The 15,585-nt window shown below is 68.5% G+C and carries 14 protein-coding genes; 10 read left to right on the top strand and 4 right to left on the bottom strand.

Annotation, left to right across the window (positions count from 1 at the left end; genetic code table 11):
• The first annotated feature begins 21 nt into the window (after positions 1-21).
• The 6 genes from ASD13_RS11000 (at position 22) to ASD13_RS10975 (ending at position 4,923) form a co-directional block, all read left to right on the top strand.
• Positions 22-1,113, top strand: a complete 1,092-nt coding sequence (locus ASD13_RS11000; RefSeq protein WP_055869107.1) for a glycosyltransferase family 4 protein — start codon at positions 22-24, stop codon at positions 1,111-1,113.
• A 66-nt stretch (positions 1,114-1,179) separates the two neighbouring features.
• Positions 1,180-1,863, top strand: coding sequence for a glycosyltransferase family 2 protein (locus ASD13_RS10995; RefSeq protein ID WP_017831129.1), 684 nt, complete (start codon positions 1,180-1,182; stop codon positions 1,861-1,863).
• A 7-nt stretch (positions 1,864-1,870) separates the two neighbouring features.
• The gene (locus tag ASD13_RS10990) at positions 1,871-2,224 is read left to right on the top strand and encodes a DUF2304 domain-containing protein (protein ID WP_055869106.1); all 354 of its coding nucleotides are present in this window, start codon (positions 1,871-1,873) and stop codon (positions 2,222-2,224) included.
• Entirely contained in the window at positions 2,224-3,360 is a 1,137-nt protein-coding gene (glf, locus tag ASD13_RS10985) for a UDP-galactopyranose mutase (RefSeq protein ID WP_055869105.1), read from the top strand. Before ASD13_RS10990 ends, glf begins: the two co-directional genes overlap by 1 nt.
• Before the next feature lie 10 nt (positions 3,361-3,370).
• On the top strand, positions 3,371-4,189 hold the full coding sequence (locus ASD13_RS10980; protein WP_055869104.1) for an ABC transporter permease: 819 nt from the start codon (positions 3,371-3,373) through the stop codon (positions 4,187-4,189).
• Complete coding sequence (locus tag ASD13_RS10975; RefSeq protein ID WP_017831125.1) at positions 4,189-4,923, top strand: ABC transporter ATP-binding protein; 735 nt, start codon at positions 4,189-4,191, stop codon at positions 4,921-4,923. The genes ASD13_RS10980 and ASD13_RS10975 overlap by 1 nt, the downstream gene beginning before the upstream one ends.
• A gap of 27 nt (positions 4,924-4,950) precedes the next feature.
• Here the strand turns inward: ASD13_RS10975 and ASD13_RS10970 are convergent, their stop codons facing one another.
• From ASD13_RS10970 to ASD13_RS10955, 4 genes are all read right to left on the bottom strand, one after another.
• Positions 4,951-5,526: a hypothetical protein gene (locus tag ASD13_RS10970; RefSeq protein ID WP_235562534.1), complete on the bottom strand. Its 576-nt coding sequence runs from the start codon at positions 5,524-5,526 to the stop codon at positions 4,951-4,953.
• Complete coding sequence (locus tag ASD13_RS10965) at positions 5,526-6,491, bottom strand: glycosyltransferase family 2 protein (protein ID WP_055869102.1); 966 nt, start codon at positions 6,489-6,491, stop codon at positions 5,526-5,528. The genes ASD13_RS10970 and ASD13_RS10965 overlap by 1 nt, the downstream gene beginning before the upstream one ends.
• 181 nt (positions 6,492-6,672) lie before the next feature.
• Positions 6,673-7,971: an O-antigen ligase family protein gene (locus tag ASD13_RS10960; RefSeq protein ID WP_055869101.1), complete on the bottom strand. Its 1,299-nt coding sequence runs from the start codon at positions 7,969-7,971 to the stop codon at positions 6,673-6,675.
• Entirely contained in the window at positions 7,968-9,383 is a 1,416-nt protein-coding gene (locus tag ASD13_RS10955) for an O-antigen ligase family protein (protein ID WP_055869100.1), read from the bottom strand. The genes ASD13_RS10960 and ASD13_RS10955 overlap by 4 nt, the downstream gene beginning before the upstream one ends.
• 68 nt (positions 9,384-9,451) lie before the next feature.
• Here ASD13_RS10955 and manA point away from each other — a divergent pair, with 68 nt between their 5' ends.
• The 4 genes from manA to ASD13_RS10935 all read left to right on the top strand — a co-directional run bounded on the left by manA (position 9,452) and on the right by ASD13_RS10935 (position 15,567).
• Positions 9,452-10,582, top strand: coding sequence for a mannose-6-phosphate isomerase, class I (gene manA, locus ASD13_RS10950; RefSeq protein WP_055869099.1), 1,131 nt, complete (start codon positions 9,452-9,454; stop codon positions 10,580-10,582).
• A gap of 164 nt (positions 10,583-10,746) precedes the next feature.
• Entirely contained in the window at positions 10,747-11,067 is a 321-nt protein-coding gene (locus ASD13_RS10945) for a WhiB family transcriptional regulator (protein ID WP_081603945.1), read from the top strand.
• 103 nt (positions 11,068-11,170) lie between these two features.
• A complete protein-coding gene (locus tag ASD13_RS10940) occupies positions 11,171-14,185 on the top strand; it encodes a glycosyltransferase (protein WP_055869098.1) in 3,015 nt (1,004 codons plus the stop codon).
• Complete coding sequence (locus ASD13_RS10935; RefSeq protein ID WP_055869097.1) at positions 14,182-15,567, top strand: DUF5719 family protein; 1,386 nt, start codon at positions 14,182-14,184, stop codon at positions 15,565-15,567. The genes ASD13_RS10940 and ASD13_RS10935 overlap by 4 nt, the downstream gene beginning before the upstream one ends.
• Positions 15,568-15,585: the final 18 nt, after the last annotated feature.

The following is a 15,585-nucleotide window of genomic DNA, read 5'->3' as shown; positions in this document are numbered from 1 at the left end:
GGGGTGCATAAGATTGCTGAGGTGAGATTCGCCTTCGCCGTCAACAACTTCCCACCGCGCGTCGGAGGGGTCGAGACGCACGTCCACAGTCTCGTCGTCGCGTTGCAGAGCGCGGGACATACGGCCGTCGTCATCACGGTGGGCGGTGGCCCCGTGGGCACGCACATCGAAGAAGGCGTGCGGGTGATCCGTCTGCCAGAGCGGTTCCGCGTGGGCGACGTGCTCGGGTTCCCGCCGCTGGGCACGACTCGTCGCCTGCGGCGGCTGCTGGCCGAGGAGCGCGTCGACGTGGTGTCGGTGCACACGCGGTTCTTCCCGATGACGTGGATCGGTCTCCGCGCAGCGAGCAGGGCGAGCGTCCCGGTCGTGCACACCGAGCACGGCAGCGGTCACGTCGTGTCGTCGTCGCCGATGATCACGCTGGCGAGCCGGCTGGTCGATCGGACGATCGGACGATTCGTGCTTCGCCGCGCCGACGAGGTCGTCGGTGTCTCCGAGAGCGTCGTCGGTTTCGTGCAGCGGCTGTCGGGACGACGCGCGCGGGTCTTCTACAACGCGATCGAACCGGCATCGACCGACGGCAGGCGGCACGGCGACAAGAGCCACGTCGTCTTCGTGGGTCGTCTCGTACCTGGCAAGGGTGCCGAGGACTTCGTCGACACCGTCGCTGCCCTGCGGCGCCGCGGGATCGACGTCGCCGCGACGATGCTCGGCGACGGCCCCGAGCGGGCATCGATCCGCAGTCGCATCGATCGGCACGGACTCGCCGAGGTCGTGGAGATGCGCGGTCGGGTTCCCGCGTCCGCCGTGCGCTCGACCCTCGCCGGCGCCGTGCTGGTGAATCCGACGGTTCTCGCCGAGGGATTCCAGACGACACTCCTGGAAGCCCTCGCCGAGCGCGGGAGCATCGTCACGTACGAGGTTCCGGGCGCCGGTGTGCTCCGTGAGCAGGGTCATCCTGTGGTCATCGTGCAGCAGCACGACCCGGAGGCACTCGCCTCGGCGGTGTCGGAGATGCTTGCGCAGGAATGGCCCGTCACTGCGCTCGACGGCTGGTACTGGAAGGATCGCGCGGAAGAGTACGAGCGGATCGTCGAGGGTGTGAAGCGCTGAAGAGCACAGGGAGCTTCGAGCCGACCGGGTAAGATTGGCTTTTCCTGACTCCCATCGAGAACGCAGATGATCAACTCAGCTCCCAACAGCGACACGTGGCTCGTCATTCCCCTGTACAACGAGGCGACCGTCGTCCGCGACGTGATCGCTGAGGCGCGGAGGACTTTCCCCCACATCGTGTGCGTCGACGACGGCAGCAAGGACGACTCGGTCGCAGAAGCTCTCGCGGGAGGCGCCATCGTGCTGCGCCACCCCATCAATCTCGGTCAGGGAGCTGCGCTTCAGACCGGAATCGCGTTCGCGCGCGAGCAGCCCGGAGCCGAGTACTTCGTGACCTTCGACTCCGACGGGCAGCATCAGGTCGCCGACGCGCTCGACATGGTCGAGCGGTTGCGCACGGAGCCGCTCGACATCATCGTGGGGTCGAGGTTCCTCGACGGGCGCACGAATGCGAGTGCGCTGAAGAAGCTGGTCCTGCGAACGGCTGTCCTGTTCGAGCGGCTGTCGACCGGAGTGCGCCTGACCGACGCCCACAACGGTCTTCGGGCGTTCAATCGCCGGGCCGCACTCGCCCTGAACATCCGCCAGAACCGCATGGCGCACGCCAGCGAGATCGTTGCGCAGATCGGCTCGCTCAAGCTCCGGTATGCGGAGCAGCCCGTGCACATCGTCTACACCGAGTACTCGCGTGCGAAGGGGCAGTCGCTGTGGAACTCGGTGAACATCCTCAGCGAACTCTTCATCAAGTAGGACGGTCATGTCTGATCAGATCATCATCAAGGCCGTCCTCATCGGCGCCTTCCTCGTCTTCGGGCTCATCCTCCTCAGGCCGGGCGGATCGGCCCGCACCCAGGCGATCCGCACCGTCACCTTGGTGTTGCTGCTCGCCGCCGGCATCTACGCGGTGATGTTCCCCGGGGTGATCGATGACCTCGCCCGGACGGTCGGCGTCGGTCGCGGCACCGATCTCCTGCTGTACGCGTTCCTGATCGTCTTCGTCGCGAACTCGCTGTCGATCGTGCGCAAGCGTCGCGCTCAGGATGAGCAGATCACTCAACTCGCTCGTGAGATCGCGGTGCGAAACCCCGAGTTCCCGAAGCAGGGAGAGTGATGGATCTCCTCGTCGTAGGATCAGGGTTCTTCGGTCTGACGATCGCAGAGCGCGCCGCGAACGCCGGCCGCAAGGTGACCGTCATCGACCGTCGTCCCCACATCGGCGGCAACGCCTACAGTGAGCGCGAGTCGCAGACCGGTATCGAGGTGCACCGCTACGGTGCCCACCTCTTCCACACGTCGAACCCGACGGTGTGGGAGTACGTTAACCGCTTCACGTCGTTCACGAACTACGTGCACCGTGTGTACACCACGCACAAGGGCACCGTGTTCCCGATGCCGGTGAACCTCGGCACGATCAACCAGTTCTTCCAGTCCGCGTACACCCCTGACCAGGCCCGCGCGCTGGTGCGGGAGCAGGCGGGGGAGTTCGACGCGAAGACGGCTGCCAACTTCGAGGAGAAGGGCATCGCCCTCGTCGGACGCCCGCTGTTCGAGGCCTTCTTCCGCGACTACACCGCGAAGCAGTGGCAGACCGATCCGCAGAAGCTCTCCGGCGACATCATCAGCCGTCTGCCCGTGCGCTACACCTACGACAACCGCTACTTCAACGACACGTGGGAGGGTCTTCCCACCGACGGCTACACGGCGTGGCTGGAGCGGATGGCGGATCACCCGAACATCGACGTGCAGCTCGATGTGGACTTCTTCGATGAGACGCAGCCCCTCAACAAGAACACGACGGTCGGGCAGGTTCCCCTCGTGTACACGGGCCCCGTGGACCGTTACTTCGACTACGCGGAGGGCGCGCTCAGCTGGCGGACGCTGGACTTCGAGCAGGAGGTCCTCGACATCGGCGACTTCCAGGGTACGAGCGTGATGAACTACCCCGACATGGATGTGCCGTACACGCGCATCCACGAGTTCAAGCACTTCCACCCCGAGCGCAAGGATGTCTACGACGCCGATCGAACGGTGATCATGCGGGAGTTCTCGCGTTTCGCCGAGCGGGACGACGAGCCTTACTACCCGGTGAACACTCCGGCTGACCGCGGGGGCCTCCTGGCGTATCGGGAACTGGCCAAGGGGGAGCGGGACGTCCACTTCGGCGGGCGTCTGGGCACCTACCAGTACCTCGACATGCACATGGCCATCGGCTCGGCGCTGTCGATGTGGAACAACAGTCTCTCGTAGACTCGACATCGTGAGTCACGCTGCTGTCGGGGCACCCGGGACGCCCCGGCGATATCTGCATTCGCTGTGGCTGCTGTCGGCCCGAGACCTGAAGGTCCGCTACTCGACCAGCATCCTCGGCTATCTCTGGTCGGTGCTCGATCCGCTCGTCATGAGCGCGATCTACTGGTTCGTGTTCACACAGGTGTTCAACCGCGATGTCGGCGAAGAGCCGTACATCATCTTCCTGATCAGCGCGCTGCTGCCCTGGGTGTGGTTCAACGCCTCGGTGTCGGACTTCACCCGCGCCTTCAAGAAGGACGCCCGGTTGGTGAGGTCGACCGCGATCCCGCGCTCGATCTGGGTGAACCGCATCGTGCTCAGCAAGGGCATCGAGTATCTCTTCTCGCTGCCCGTCCTGGTGCTGTTCATCGTGGTGAACCTCTTCGTCGAGCTCGACCCCGGCCGGACCGTGCACGTCGGCTGGGGAGTGCTGTGGATGCCGGTGGCGATGCTGCTGCAGACGGTGCTCCTGGTCGGGCTCGGACTGCTCGTCGCCCCGCTCTGCGTCCTCTTCGTCGACCTCGAGCGCACGACGGCGCTGATCCTGCGCGCGATGTTCTACGCGACGCCCATCATCTACAACGTCACCGACCTCCCCGGCATCTTCCAGACCCTCGGAGCGTTCAACCCTCTCGCGGGAATCATGATGCTCTACCGCATGCCCTTCTTCCCCGATCAGTGGAATCCGTTCACGCTGACGATCAGCGTCATCATGAGCCTGCTGATCCTCGGACTCGGCATCTGGACCTTCCGGAGCCTGGAACGCCCCGTGTTGAAGGAGCTGTGATGCGCTCGGCCATCGAAGTCCAGGGTCTCGGCGTCCACTTCCGTCGCAACAGGCGCGGGAGCCGCAGCTTCAAGGATCTCTTCGCCGGAGCGTCTCGCCGTTCTCGTCCGGGTGAGTTCTGGGCACTGCGTGACGTCTCGTTCTCGGTGGAGCCGGGCGAGTCCATCGGTGTCGTCGGGCGCAACGGTCAGGGGAAGTCGACACTTCTCCGGCTCGTCGCCAAGGTGCTCCTGCCCGATGAGGGCACCGTCGCCGTCAACGGCGGAGTCGCCCCCCTCATCGAGATCACCGGAGGCTTCGTCGGAGACCTCACGGTGCGCGAGAACGTCCGTCTGACCTCCGGCCTGCACGGGATGTCCCGCGACGAGGTCACGCGCCGCTACGACGGCATCATCGAGTTCGCCGAACTCGCGGGATTCGAGGACACTCCGTACAAGCACCTCTCCAACGGGATGAAGGTCCGACTCGCCTTCGCGGTCGTCTCTCAGCTCGACGAACCGATCCTCCTCGTCGACGAGGTGCTGGCGGTGGGGGACAAGGCGTTCCGCGAGAAGTGCTACACGCGCATCGACGAACTGCTCGCCGAGGGCCGCACGCTGTTCTTCGTGAGTCACAACGAGCGCGATCTCCGTCGGTTCTGCACGCGGGGGCTCTACCTCGACAAGGGGGCGCTGGTTCTCGACGCACCGATCGCCGAGGTCCTCGACAGATACAACGCCGACTACAACTCGTAGCCGCGGCCGGAAGGCGAGGGCTCGGGGTCAGAGCCCCACGAGAGTCTGCAGGTCTGTGACGGCAGTGCGAGCGGCATCGATGGAAGCCGCGGTGTCGGAGCCATCGGTGATGGCAGCGTGCAGGTCGGCGAGGCGCTTCGAATAGGCGTCGACGCCGTCGCGCCACTGCTGCGCGATCGACGAGGGCGGCTGCGCGTCGGACAGGCGGCGTGCGTCCTGCTCCAGGGTGTCCATGACGGCCAGCGCATCATCTCCGGTCGCCCCGGCGATGATGTCGAGGCCGCGGGGAGCATCGGTCAGCCAGCCGCCCACCTGCTCGCGGAACACGTCGACGGTCGGGTCGACCGGTGCCGGCGGCGTGGTCTGCGGCGTGCGCGTCTCCGTGGGTGAGGGGGAGGCGGAAGGGGCCGTCGTTCCGGTAGGGCTGGGGGAGCCGCTCGCGCCGGGTGCGGGTTCCTCGCCCCGGGGCAGCAGGAAGAACAGCAGAGCGCCGACGATCGCCAAGGCGGCGACGACGATCCCGATGATCAGCCAGAGGCGGCCCGTGTTCTTCGGCTTCGGCTCGATGGGCGCCCAACGGAGCTCGGGAGTCGGCTCGCTCATCATGCGTCTTCCAGCGGAGCCATGGGCTGCCAGGAGCGGTCGCGGCTGATCCGGCCGCCTTCCTTGAGCCCGCGGAACAGGTTGCTCGTGCCCCGCACCGTGCGCTCGACGAAGAGCAGCCGGATGAGCTCCTTCGCGAACGTCATCGCGGTGCCGAGGCCGAAGAGCACGGGGTTGTAGTTGTCATGCACGCGGTAGTAGTGCTTGATGTAGGCGCGATTGCGCATGATGTAGAAGCGGTAGGCGTTGCTGGAGGCATTCATGTGGCGGATGCCCATGTCCCACTGCTTGATCTCGCGCGTGCGTCGCAGCACGAACTCGTCGACGATGACGGCCGTCGTCTTGCGCGAGGCGAGCCAGCCGTACATCTGGTCATCCCAGTAGATGAAGAAGCGGTGGTCCGGCAGGCCGATCTGCTTCACGATCGAGCGGTGGATGAACATGCCCTCGAAGCATCCGCTGTTCATCTCCTTGTATCCGGAGTCGTCGAAGCCGGACGGGGCGAACGGGATCGGAATACCCATGCGCTCCGCGATGCGGTACTGCCAGTAGAACTCGCTGCCGTCGTAGTCGTAGCGCCGGCCCTGGATGCTCTTGAAGCGCGGGGCCCACTTGCCCATCTTCGCGAGTCCGTCGGGGAGCACCTCGACGTCGTCGTCCATCATCCAGATCCACTCGGAGCCGAGCTCGTAGGCGGTGCGCATGCCCTCGCTGAACCCGCCGGAGCCACCCGTGTTCGTCTCCAGGCGCCGGTAGACGATCTCGGTGCCGATGCTGTCGCGGAACGACTCGACGACGTCGGTCGTGTCGTCGGAGGAGGCGTTGTCGATGATCACGACGCGTCCGGGCTTCGGGTCCATCGCCGTGATGCTGGTGAGGAGTCCGGTGAGCAGATGCGATCTGTTGAAGGTGACGACGACGATCGTCGCCGCTTTCGGATCGAATGCAGCGGGCGCCGCGGTCATACCTTCTCCTCGAAGATCGGTGGGCAGTTCAGGGGTGTGAGGGCTGCGGCGCCTCGGGCCACCGTCGGGGACGATGCGGGACATGACGAGCAGTGAGTAGCCTACCGTCCGCCACCTTCGTATCCGCGGAGAGGCTCACCTCGGCGCGACGACCGCCACCCGGCAAGACCGGGCTCGTCGGCTACTTCTGAGGCCGCAGCGTCGGGATCGCGCCCGTGTGCGCCGCATCGATGTTCTCGCGCCAGGAGCGCGATTGTCCGGCGCGCAGGGCGCACAGCACGAGCATGAACCATCCCGCACCCACCAGGGTGAAGCTCTCGAACATCGAGTCGACCGCGAGCGTGACGATGATGATCGGGGTCCAGGCGTAGACCACCGAACGGCGCGTGCTCGCGACGAGCCAGGAGCGGATCAGGGCGACACCGCCCAGGAGAAGGAAGACCACCAGGCCGGCCGCACCGAGCTGCAGGAGCACATCGAAGAAGGCGTTCAGCGCACTCTGATGGCGGTCGTCGAGCTGGAAGTTGATGTAGGTGAACGGGTACTCGCCGCGGGCCCAGTCGCCGAACCAGCCCCAGCCCTGGATCGGCTTGACCGCGACGAAGTCGAGGATCGTGTTCCAGAGCGAGCCGCGCAGGGAGAAGTCGGACCCGGCGTCGAGCAGGGCGATGATCTGGTGGCGCAGTGCAAAGGCCGCGGCGAGAGCGAGCGCCACGACCGCAGCGAGCATCCACTGCACGATCGCTCGTCGCTCCGGTGGGGCGTGGCGGACGATCGTGAGCGCCACGGTGACGACGCCGACGGCGCAGGCGAGGACCAGGACCGTCGGCGAGGAGGAGAGCAACGCCAGGAACCCGGCCAGCCCGATCGAGACCACGGCGAGCGGTGCGTTCACCGATTGCGTGCGCCACTCGATCACGAACGTGATGAGCGCGATCACCGCGATGAAACCGAGCATGTTGCGACTGCCGAACAGTCCCTGGATCGGACCCCCCGCCGCGAGATCGCCCTGGATACCGAGGAATGTGAACGGCAGGTCGAGCAGGACGCCGGAGAGGATCTCCACGGCGAGGGAGGCGGCCAGCAGCACGCGGAGAGTGTCTCCGATCGCCCGGACGGTCTGGAGGGTGTCGCGGATGTGTCCGATCGTGATGGCCAGGAACGCGTAGCCGAACAGCGACATCCAGCCGAAGAGCGTGTCGGACTTGTCGGTCGTCCAGAAGACGCTCACGAGTGCCCATGCGAGGAACGCCAGCAGAGAGGACGGCGCGATGCGCAGCAGCGAGAGCTCCTCCCGGCGTACCCAGAGGATCGACGCGCCCAGCACGCACAGCACGGCGATGATCGTCCCCAGTGTGACGGCCGATGTCATCTGCCGGATCGCGTACGACCCGAACACCGCCGTCAGCGCGGCGAGCGTGAACGCACGGGCCAGCTCCACCGATCCGAGCAGGCGGACGAACGGGCGCACCGGCGTCACGGCACCCGCCGCTGCCGAGCGCCGCGTTCGAACAGGAGGTCGCGTTCGCCGACCCCTACCAGCGGCACCGACTTGAGCTTGAATGACAGCAGCACCAGAAGCAGCCAGCCCCACAGCATGATCGGCGTCGACTCGGAGAAGCCCTGCACGAGCAGTACCACCGTGAACAGGTTGGGCAGGAGGGTGAGCGGGGAGAAGGGGCGCTCGCCGTCGAGGTCCCAGCGGGGTCGGTCGACGGCGAAGAACCAGGAGCGCCACAGCAGCGTGCCGTACGCGACGGCCATCAGGATGACACCGACGACGCCGAGCTGGAGGAGCACGTCCAGCCACATGTTGTGGGCATGGAAGACGGTGATGCCGTGGTCGGTGATCCACTCGTCGAAGGCCGGGTCTTCGGGGATCCAGGGACTCGAGAACCCGTTGCCGAAGACCGGGTGCTCGCCCGCGCGCTGCAGCACCTTCGTCCAGATCTTGTCGGAGCGGCCGGTGAGATCCGCACTCCGGCCGAGAAGACCCAGCAGCGGCTCCCGAAGCAGCCAGGCTCCCAGCCCTGCGATCGCCGTGCCGCCGATGGCGACCACGTAGATCCGGGTGCGGGCGCCGGGCGTGCGCGCACGCCGCATCGCCAGTGCGACGATGAGGACCAGCGCGACCGCGGCTGCGCACACGAGCGCGGTGGCTGATGCCGTGCGCAGGAGGAAGTAGGCCGCGAGCAGCATCCACAGGGCGAGGGTGGTGCGCCACCGGGCCCGCGCCGCGAACAGGACACCGAACGTGATGAGCGCGAAGAGCGAGATGATCGCCAGGAGGTTGGCGTTGCCCACGATGCCCTGGATCCGCCCTCCGTCGAACAGGTTGTCGCGCACCCAGTACCACTGCGGGTCGATCTTGCCGTCCGGCAGCGTGAGGAAGTTCGGAAGCAGCGGGCCGTGCAGCACCAGCGAGACCCAGAGCTCGATCGCCAGCGAGAGGCCCAGGATCCACTTGAATGCCGAGGACAGGGCCCGGACGATCTCATGCCAGGTGAGCACGTGAGCGAGGAAGAGCCCGTTCACGGTGACGGCCGCGAGCAGCACCCAGGTGATGATCGTCGGGCCGCGCCACTGCGACCAGGCGACCGAGACGAGGGCCAGGGTCGTGTATCCGAGCGCGGTCCAGGGCAGGCGGCGCCAGCGGAACGGCTGCGGACGGTTCCGGGCGAGCATCGGGACGCCGATGGCGAGGGTCGCGAGGGTGAAGACGGCGAGCGTGATCGCGGCGCCGTCCCGTCCGAGCAGGTTGTACACGGCCGAGTGGGCGAACGTGACGAAGAGGACGAGGATCGCATAGCCGCGCAGCAGCAGATGCCCCGTCGACTCGCGCTCCGGCGCGGTTGGTGGGGCAGACACCGGATGCTTCGTGTACTGGGCCATCGCGTTCAGGCTACCGCGCCGTGCTCCGAGCGTCGCTGAACGCCGCAGCGCGGCTCTACGCTGGTGGCATGCTGCTGAGCCTCACGAACACGCCCCGCGACTACGCCTGGGGATCGGACTCGCTTCTCGCCGACCTCGAAGGCCGCACGCCGACCGGCGCACCGGAGGCCGAGGTCTGGTTCGGAGACCACCCCGGCGACCCCGCCGATGTGGCTGACGGTGGCACGCTCGATCAGGTCACAGGGGGCACGCTCCCGTACCTGCTCAAGCTGCTCGCGGCGGGGCGCCCGCTCTCGATCCAGGTGCACCCGACGATCGAGCAGGCTCGCGACGGCTGGGCCAGGGAGAGCGCTCTCGCCTCGGACGACCCGCGGCGCAACTATCGGGACGACAACCACAAGCCGGAGCTCCTCGTCGCCCTCAGCGAGCGGTTCGAGTCGCTGAGCGGGCTGCGACCGGTCTCCGACACGCTCTCCCTGCTGGAGGCGCTCGACGACAGCGACGGCGTCCGGGAGCTGCGGGCACGCCTGAGCGCCGAGGGCGATGCGCTGCGCGACGTGATCGCGTGGGTGCTCGGCGGCGAGGCGCGCACCGAGGTGGAGGAGATCATCGCCGCGATCGTCGCGGCCTCGACGCGCGCCGACGCGGGGGACTGGGGCACCACGCTCCGCGCGATCGCGGGTGTGGCGCGGACCTATCCGGGCGACCCGGGCGTCGTCGTGGCGCTTCTGATGAACCACGTCGTGCTGAAGCGAGGGGAGGGAGTCTTCCTGCGCGCCGGTCTGCTGCACGCGTACCTCTCCGGCCTCGGCGTGGAGATCATGGCCGCGAGCGACAACGTTCTGCGCGGCGGCCTCACCCCCAAACGTATCGACGTCCCCGAACTCCTCTCGATCCTCGACACCACGCCCGGCGAGGTGCCCGTGCTGCGAGGGGAGGGTGAGGGGCCGATCACGTCCTATCCCGTTCCCGTGCCCGACTTCGCTCTCGAGCGGGTCGTCCTCGACGGCGCGCCGATCGGGCTCGAGATCTCGGGACCGACCATGGTGCTCGCGACCGCCGGCGAGGTCGCTGTGGCCTCGAACACGGGGAACGAGGTCGCGCTCCAGGTCGGCACCGTCGCGTTCGCCGATTCCGCGGAGGGGTCCCTCACCGTCTCGGGCGTCGGAGAGGTGTTCATCGCGGGCCCCGGGCGCTGACCCGCACGCCGACGCTCCGGATTCCGACACGCCGATGACGGCCCAAGAACCTTAAAGAGTTGCTTGAGGGTTTACCATCCGCGACTTGACCGGAGCGAATGACACGGGTGTAATTAGTCATGCGCACGGCCCGCCGGGGGGCGGAGACAGGGTTGGAGATCGAGATGACGGGTTACCGTTCAGACGTACCGGAGAACTGGTTCGTCGATCCGATCAACCTCGGCGTTCCCGGGGTGCGGCGCACCGACGCCGCCGACGACGACAACGCCCTCGCCTGGCAGAGCGATGCGCTCTGCTCGCAGACGGACCCCGAGGCGTTCTTCCCCGAGAAGGGCGGATCCACCCGAGACGCCAAGCGGATCTGCACATCGTGCGACGTCCGCGGCGAGTGCCTCGAATACGCTCTCAACAACGATGAGCGATTCGGCATCTGGGGTGGACTCTCCGAGCGCGAGCGCCGCAAGCTCAAGCGCCGCGCGAGCTGAATCGCCCGCTACCGAACCGCGGACGATGAGGCCTCATGGCTTCGCGGGCGCGCCGCGTCGGGTACGCCCACGTCGACTGTCGCGCGCATAGGCTGACGACGTCATGCCAGCCCGAGTTCACGCCATCATCGTCGCGCGCACTGGATCCTCTTCCCGAGCGCAACTCCTCCGCACTCTCGAAGCCCTCCGCGCCCAGACCACGCCCGCAACCGCGGTGACCCTCGTCGTCTGCGGCGATGCGTCGTCCGTGCGCGAGAGCGAGGCGGTGGCGAGCACCGTCGAGGGGATCATCGAGGCGCGCGCCACCACGTCCTTCGCGGAAGCCGTGGAACTGGCGCGACCGCGTGTCGCCGAAGGATCGGCGATCTGGCTGCTCGCGCAGGACACGGCGCCGCATCCGCGGGCGCTGGAGCGTCTGAGCGGCACGCTGGAGCGCTCGCCCTCCGCGGCCATCATCGCTCCCAAACTCGTCGCCACGGACAATGACCGTGAGATCGTCTCCCTGGGCGTCAGCATGACCACGCTCGGGCGCTCGGTCGAACTCGCCGCAGGGGAACTCGACCAGGGACAGCACGACCGCTCCGACGATGCCCTCGGTGCCGATGTGCGAGGCCTCCTCATTCGGGGTGAGGTCCGCGACGCCCTGCGCCCGGATCCCGCACTCGCCGGTGCTGACGAAGGACTCGATCTCGGTGTGCGCGCCCGCCTGGGTGGAGGCCGCGTCGTGCTCGCACCGAGCGCGCGGATATCCGTCTCTCCCGGCGGGCCTGCCGCGCTGCCGTCCGGCCGATCGCGCCGGGCCTACGTGACCCGCCTCGCTCAACTGCACCGGCGCCTGGTCTACGCACCGGCGGCTGCCGTGCCGCTGCATTGGCTCAGCCTGCTTCCGCTCGCGCTGTGGCGATCCGTCACCGACCTCGTCGGAAAGCGGCCGGAGGCCGTTCTGCCCGAATGGGGGGCCGCGCTCACGGCCATGTTCCGCTTCGGCGCGATCGCGCGCTCCCGTGCCAGGATCAAGGCCTTCCGCACGTCGACCTGGGCCAGCATCGCGCCGCTGCGCGTGACCTCGTCCGAGCTGCGACGGCGTCTGGACGACGGTCACGGCAGCGAGGGCGGTGCGGTCAGCGAACTGCGATTCTTCTCCGGAGGTGGAGCCTGGGCCGTGCTGGCGGCGCTCGTCGTCAGCATCGCGTCCTTCACGAGTCTGCTGGCTTGGCCGACGCTCGGGGGAGGGGGACTGCTCCCTCTCCGGCAGACCGTCGCCGCACTCTGGAGCGACGCGGCATGGGGAGTGCGCGACGTCGCCGTCGGCCTCGTCGGACCCGCCGATCCCTTCGCCGCCGTCGTGGCGGTGCTCGGCTCGCTCTGGCCTGCCGGTCCGTCCTTCGCCATGGTGCTGCTGTGGCTCCTCGCGCTTCCGCTCGCGGTCCTGGGCGGGTGGTTCGCCGCCACGCGCGTGACCGACCGCGAGGGGCTGCGGATCTTCGCCGGCGTCGCCTGGGCTCTCGCGCCTACCTTCCTCACCGCTCTGATCGACGGACGTCCGACCGCGGTGCTCGTCCACCTCCTGCTTCCCTGGCTCTTCCACAGCGCCGTCGTCGCGCACAGGTCGTGGGGCGCGGCCGGAAGCGCGTCCCTCCTCCTCGCCGCCGTCATCGCCTGCGCGCCGTCGCTGGCCCCCGCCCTCGCCCTGCTCTGGATCATCGCGCTGGGCATCGTGTTGGGAACCGCGCAGTTCCGAGGTGCGGGACGACTGCTCTGGCTGCCGGTGCCGACCGTCGCGCTCTTCGCGCCGCTCGCGATCTGGCAGCTCTCCCACGGCACGCCTCTGGCACTCCTGGGAGACCCGGGACTCATCTGGGCGGGTCCCCAGGCCGCGGCGGATGCCGTCGGGCGTCTCGCACTCGCCGGGGGGTTCCCGACGGAGACGCTGGCCGGCTGGATGGACGTGATCCCCGCACCGATCGCCGCCTGGGCACCGCTGCTGTGCGCCCCCCTCGCCGCGCTCGCGCTCGGCGCGGCGGTGGCTCCGCGATGGCGCGCGGGCATCACGCTGCTCGTCGTCGCGCTCTCCGGGCTTGCGACGGCGTTCCTCGCGGTCGGCGTCACGGTGAGTTTCGCCCAGGGCACTCCGGTCGCGATCTGGCCGGGCACGGGCCTCAGCCTGGCCTGGATCGGTGTGGTCGGCGCGGCTGTCGTCACCTTGGATACCGCTCTCACCCTTCCCCGGCTGCGGATCCTCGCCGCCGTCGTCGCAGCATCCGCCCTGGCGGTCTGCGCGGTCCCTGCGCTCAGCGCACTGCACATGGACCGTTCGGCGCTCACGAACGGCCCCGATTCCACGCTGCCGGCGTACGTCGCGGCGCAGGCCGCGGGCGATCGGCCGATCGCGACCCTCGTGCTCACCCCTCAGAACGACGGCGGGCTCGCCGCAGAGGTGGCTTGGGGCGCGAGCGAGACGCTCGGTTCGCAGTCGACGATGCTCTCCACCGCCGTCGAGCCGCAGGGCGCCGACATCTCCGGCCTCGCTGTGGATCTCCTCTCGGCCCGTGACTTCGATGCTCCCGGGGAGCTGGCGCAGATGGGCATCAGCTATGTGCTGGTCGCCCAGGTTCCGGGCGAGGGCGACAAGGCGAGGACTCTGCGCACGGCCGCGGTCGCCTCGATCGACCAGCGCGCCGGACTCGTCCACGCGGGAACGACCGATCGTGGCGTGCTCTGGCGGCTCGAGGCCGAGGTGGCCGCGCAGTCGTCGATGACCTCGAGCCAGCAGGGCACCGCACGACTCGTGATCACCCTCCAGCTGCTGGCGGTCTTCGCCGCGCTCCTGCTGTCGATCCCGACCCGTGCGTCACGCCGTGCGGCGCGCGCGCAGTCCCGGATCGTCGGTCGCGTAGCCGACGAGCCGATCGTCCTGCCGCGGCACGCGGAGGACAGGGAGCTCCTCGACGACGTCCCGGTCGGGGCGATCGAGGATCCCCAGGATGAGCCCGCCCTGAACGACGAGGCGATGGCCCCGATCGCCGAGCCGGTGATCGATGACGCGCCGGCACCGAGTGCCGAAGCATCGACCGCCATCGATGAGCAGCACCCGAAGTCGACCGAGGAGGACCGATGAGCAGCGGGACCCGCGCATTCCGAGTCGCTGCGACGGGCGCTCGAGTCATCACCGGTGTCGCCGTCATCGCCGCCTGCGTGGTCGGGGTCGCGACAGCGGTGCACGCGCCATGGCCGGTCGTCGAACACGACCCCGCACAGGTCGAGGTCACGCCCGTTCCCGGCGACAGCACTCTCGTCTGCAACGGCGATCTCCGCGCTCTCGGACGCGACTCGTCGGCCCCGCTGGACATGCTCTCGGCAGCGTCGCCGACACTGACGACCGGAGGCACGGGGGGAGACCCCGCGGCGGAGGGGCTCGCGATGACGGACCTCCCGGACGCAGGCGGGCCGCAGGTGCTCACCGGCGCGGTTGACGGACGCTCGGTGCCCCTGATCGCCGGCGCGGAGTCCGTCACGATCGCCGCCGACGACCTCGCGGGGTACGCCGCGCTGCCCTGCGGGGTGCCGCGGTTGGAATCCTGGCTGGTCGGGGGGAGCATCGACACCGGCACCGAGGACATCGTCACGCTCACGAACGCGGCCGACGTCCCGTCGACGGTGACACTCTCGGTGTACGGACCTGCCCGCAGCACCCGGACGGTCATCGTCCCCGCCCGGTCGCAGGCAGCTCTCCCGCTCACATCGTTCGCCACCGGCAACGACGTGCCGGTTGTCAAGGTGAGCGCGGTGGGCGCACCGGTGCGAGCCGCCCTCCAGTCCTCGCTCGTGCGCGTTCTCGATCCCGCAGGCATCGATCTCCAGGACTCGGTGGCGGGGCCGCAGCAGAAGCTCGTCTTCACGGGAGTGCAGGCCTTCGCGGCCAGCGGCGATGATGCGGAGATGGCCGTCCTGCGCGTGCTCTCACCGGGTGTCGCCGCGCGCGTCCAGGTGACGGTGCGCGCGGAGGGCGCGACGGGCGCCGCTGACGAGTTCACGGTCCCGGTCGAGGCCGATCTGCCCTCTCAGGTGTCGCTTTCCGGCCTCGAGCCGGGGCAGTACACCGTCGAGGTCGAATCCGACGTGCCGCTGGTCGCCGCGATCAGGCAGCAGGACGGATTCGGTCTCGACTCGGACTTCGCCTGGGTGATGCCCTCCCCGGAGCTCGACGTCGACGTGGTGTTCGCGGTTCCGGCCGGCCCCGACGCCCGACTGCAGCTGGCGAACACGTCCGACCGCGATGCGACGGTGACGCTGGAATCCCTCGACGGCGGCCAGCCGCAGGAGATCGTCATCCCGGCGGGACGCACCGGCGGACTCGAGGTGCCCGGGCGGACCACCTATCGGATGCAGACGACAGCCCCCGTGCATGCTGCGGTGACCCTCACGGGACCCGGGGCGATCGCGGTGCTGCCCGTTCAGGCGAGCGGTGCCGGAGAGAAGCCGATCACGGTCTATCCCTGACCGAGGAGAGAGTCTCCG

The organism is Microbacterium sp. Root1433D1 (genome assembly GCF_001426835.1).
In the GTDB taxonomy this organism is placed as follows: domain Bacteria; phylum Actinomycetota; class Actinomycetes; order Actinomycetales; family Microbacteriaceae; genus Microbacterium; species Microbacterium maritypicum.
Note: the sequence above shows the minus strand (reverse complement) of the source record. Positions and strands in the feature narration are given on the sequence as shown.

Excerpts from the sequence above, each read along its gene's own strand:
- ASD13_RS10970 (WP_235562534.1), bottom strand. The coding sequence starts at position 5,526 with ATGAGCGAGCCGACTCCCGAGCTCCGTTGGGCGCCCATCGAGCCGAAG.
- ASD13_RS10990 (WP_055869106.1), top strand. The coding sequence starts at position 1,871 with ATGTCTGATCAGATCATCATCAAGGCCGTCCTCATCGGCGCCTTCCTC.
- ASD13_RS10935 (WP_055869097.1), top strand. The coding sequence starts at position 14,182 with ATGAGCAGCGGGACCCGCGCATTCCGAGTCGCTGCGACGGGCGCTCGA.
- ASD13_RS10975 (WP_017831125.1), top strand. The coding sequence starts at position 4,189 with ATGCGCTCGGCCATCGAAGTCCAGGGTCTCGGCGTCCACTTCCGTCGC.
- glf (WP_055869105.1), top strand. The coding sequence starts at position 2,224 with ATGGATCTCCTCGTCGTAGGATCAGGGTTCTTCGGTCTGACGATCGCA.
- ASD13_RS10945 (WP_081603945.1), top strand. The coding sequence starts at position 10,747 with ATGACGGGTTACCGTTCAGACGTACCGGAGAACTGGTTCGTCGATCCG.
- ASD13_RS10995 (WP_017831129.1), top strand. The coding sequence starts at position 1,180 with ATGATCAACTCAGCTCCCAACAGCGACACGTGGCTCGTCATTCCCCTG.
- ASD13_RS10940 (WP_055869098.1), top strand. The coding sequence starts at position 11,171 with ATGCCAGCCCGAGTTCACGCCATCATCGTCGCGCGCACTGGATCCTCT.
- ASD13_RS10965 (WP_055869102.1), bottom strand. The coding sequence starts at position 6,491 with ATGACCGCGGCGCCCGCTGCATTCGATCCGAAAGCGGCGACGATCGTC.
- ASD13_RS10955 (WP_055869100.1), bottom strand. The coding sequence starts at position 9,383 with ATGGCCCAGTACACGAAGCATCCGGTGTCTGCCCCACCAACCGCGCCG.
- manA (WP_055869099.1), top strand. The coding sequence starts at position 9,452 with ATGCTGCTGAGCCTCACGAACACGCCCCGCGACTACGCCTGGGGATCG.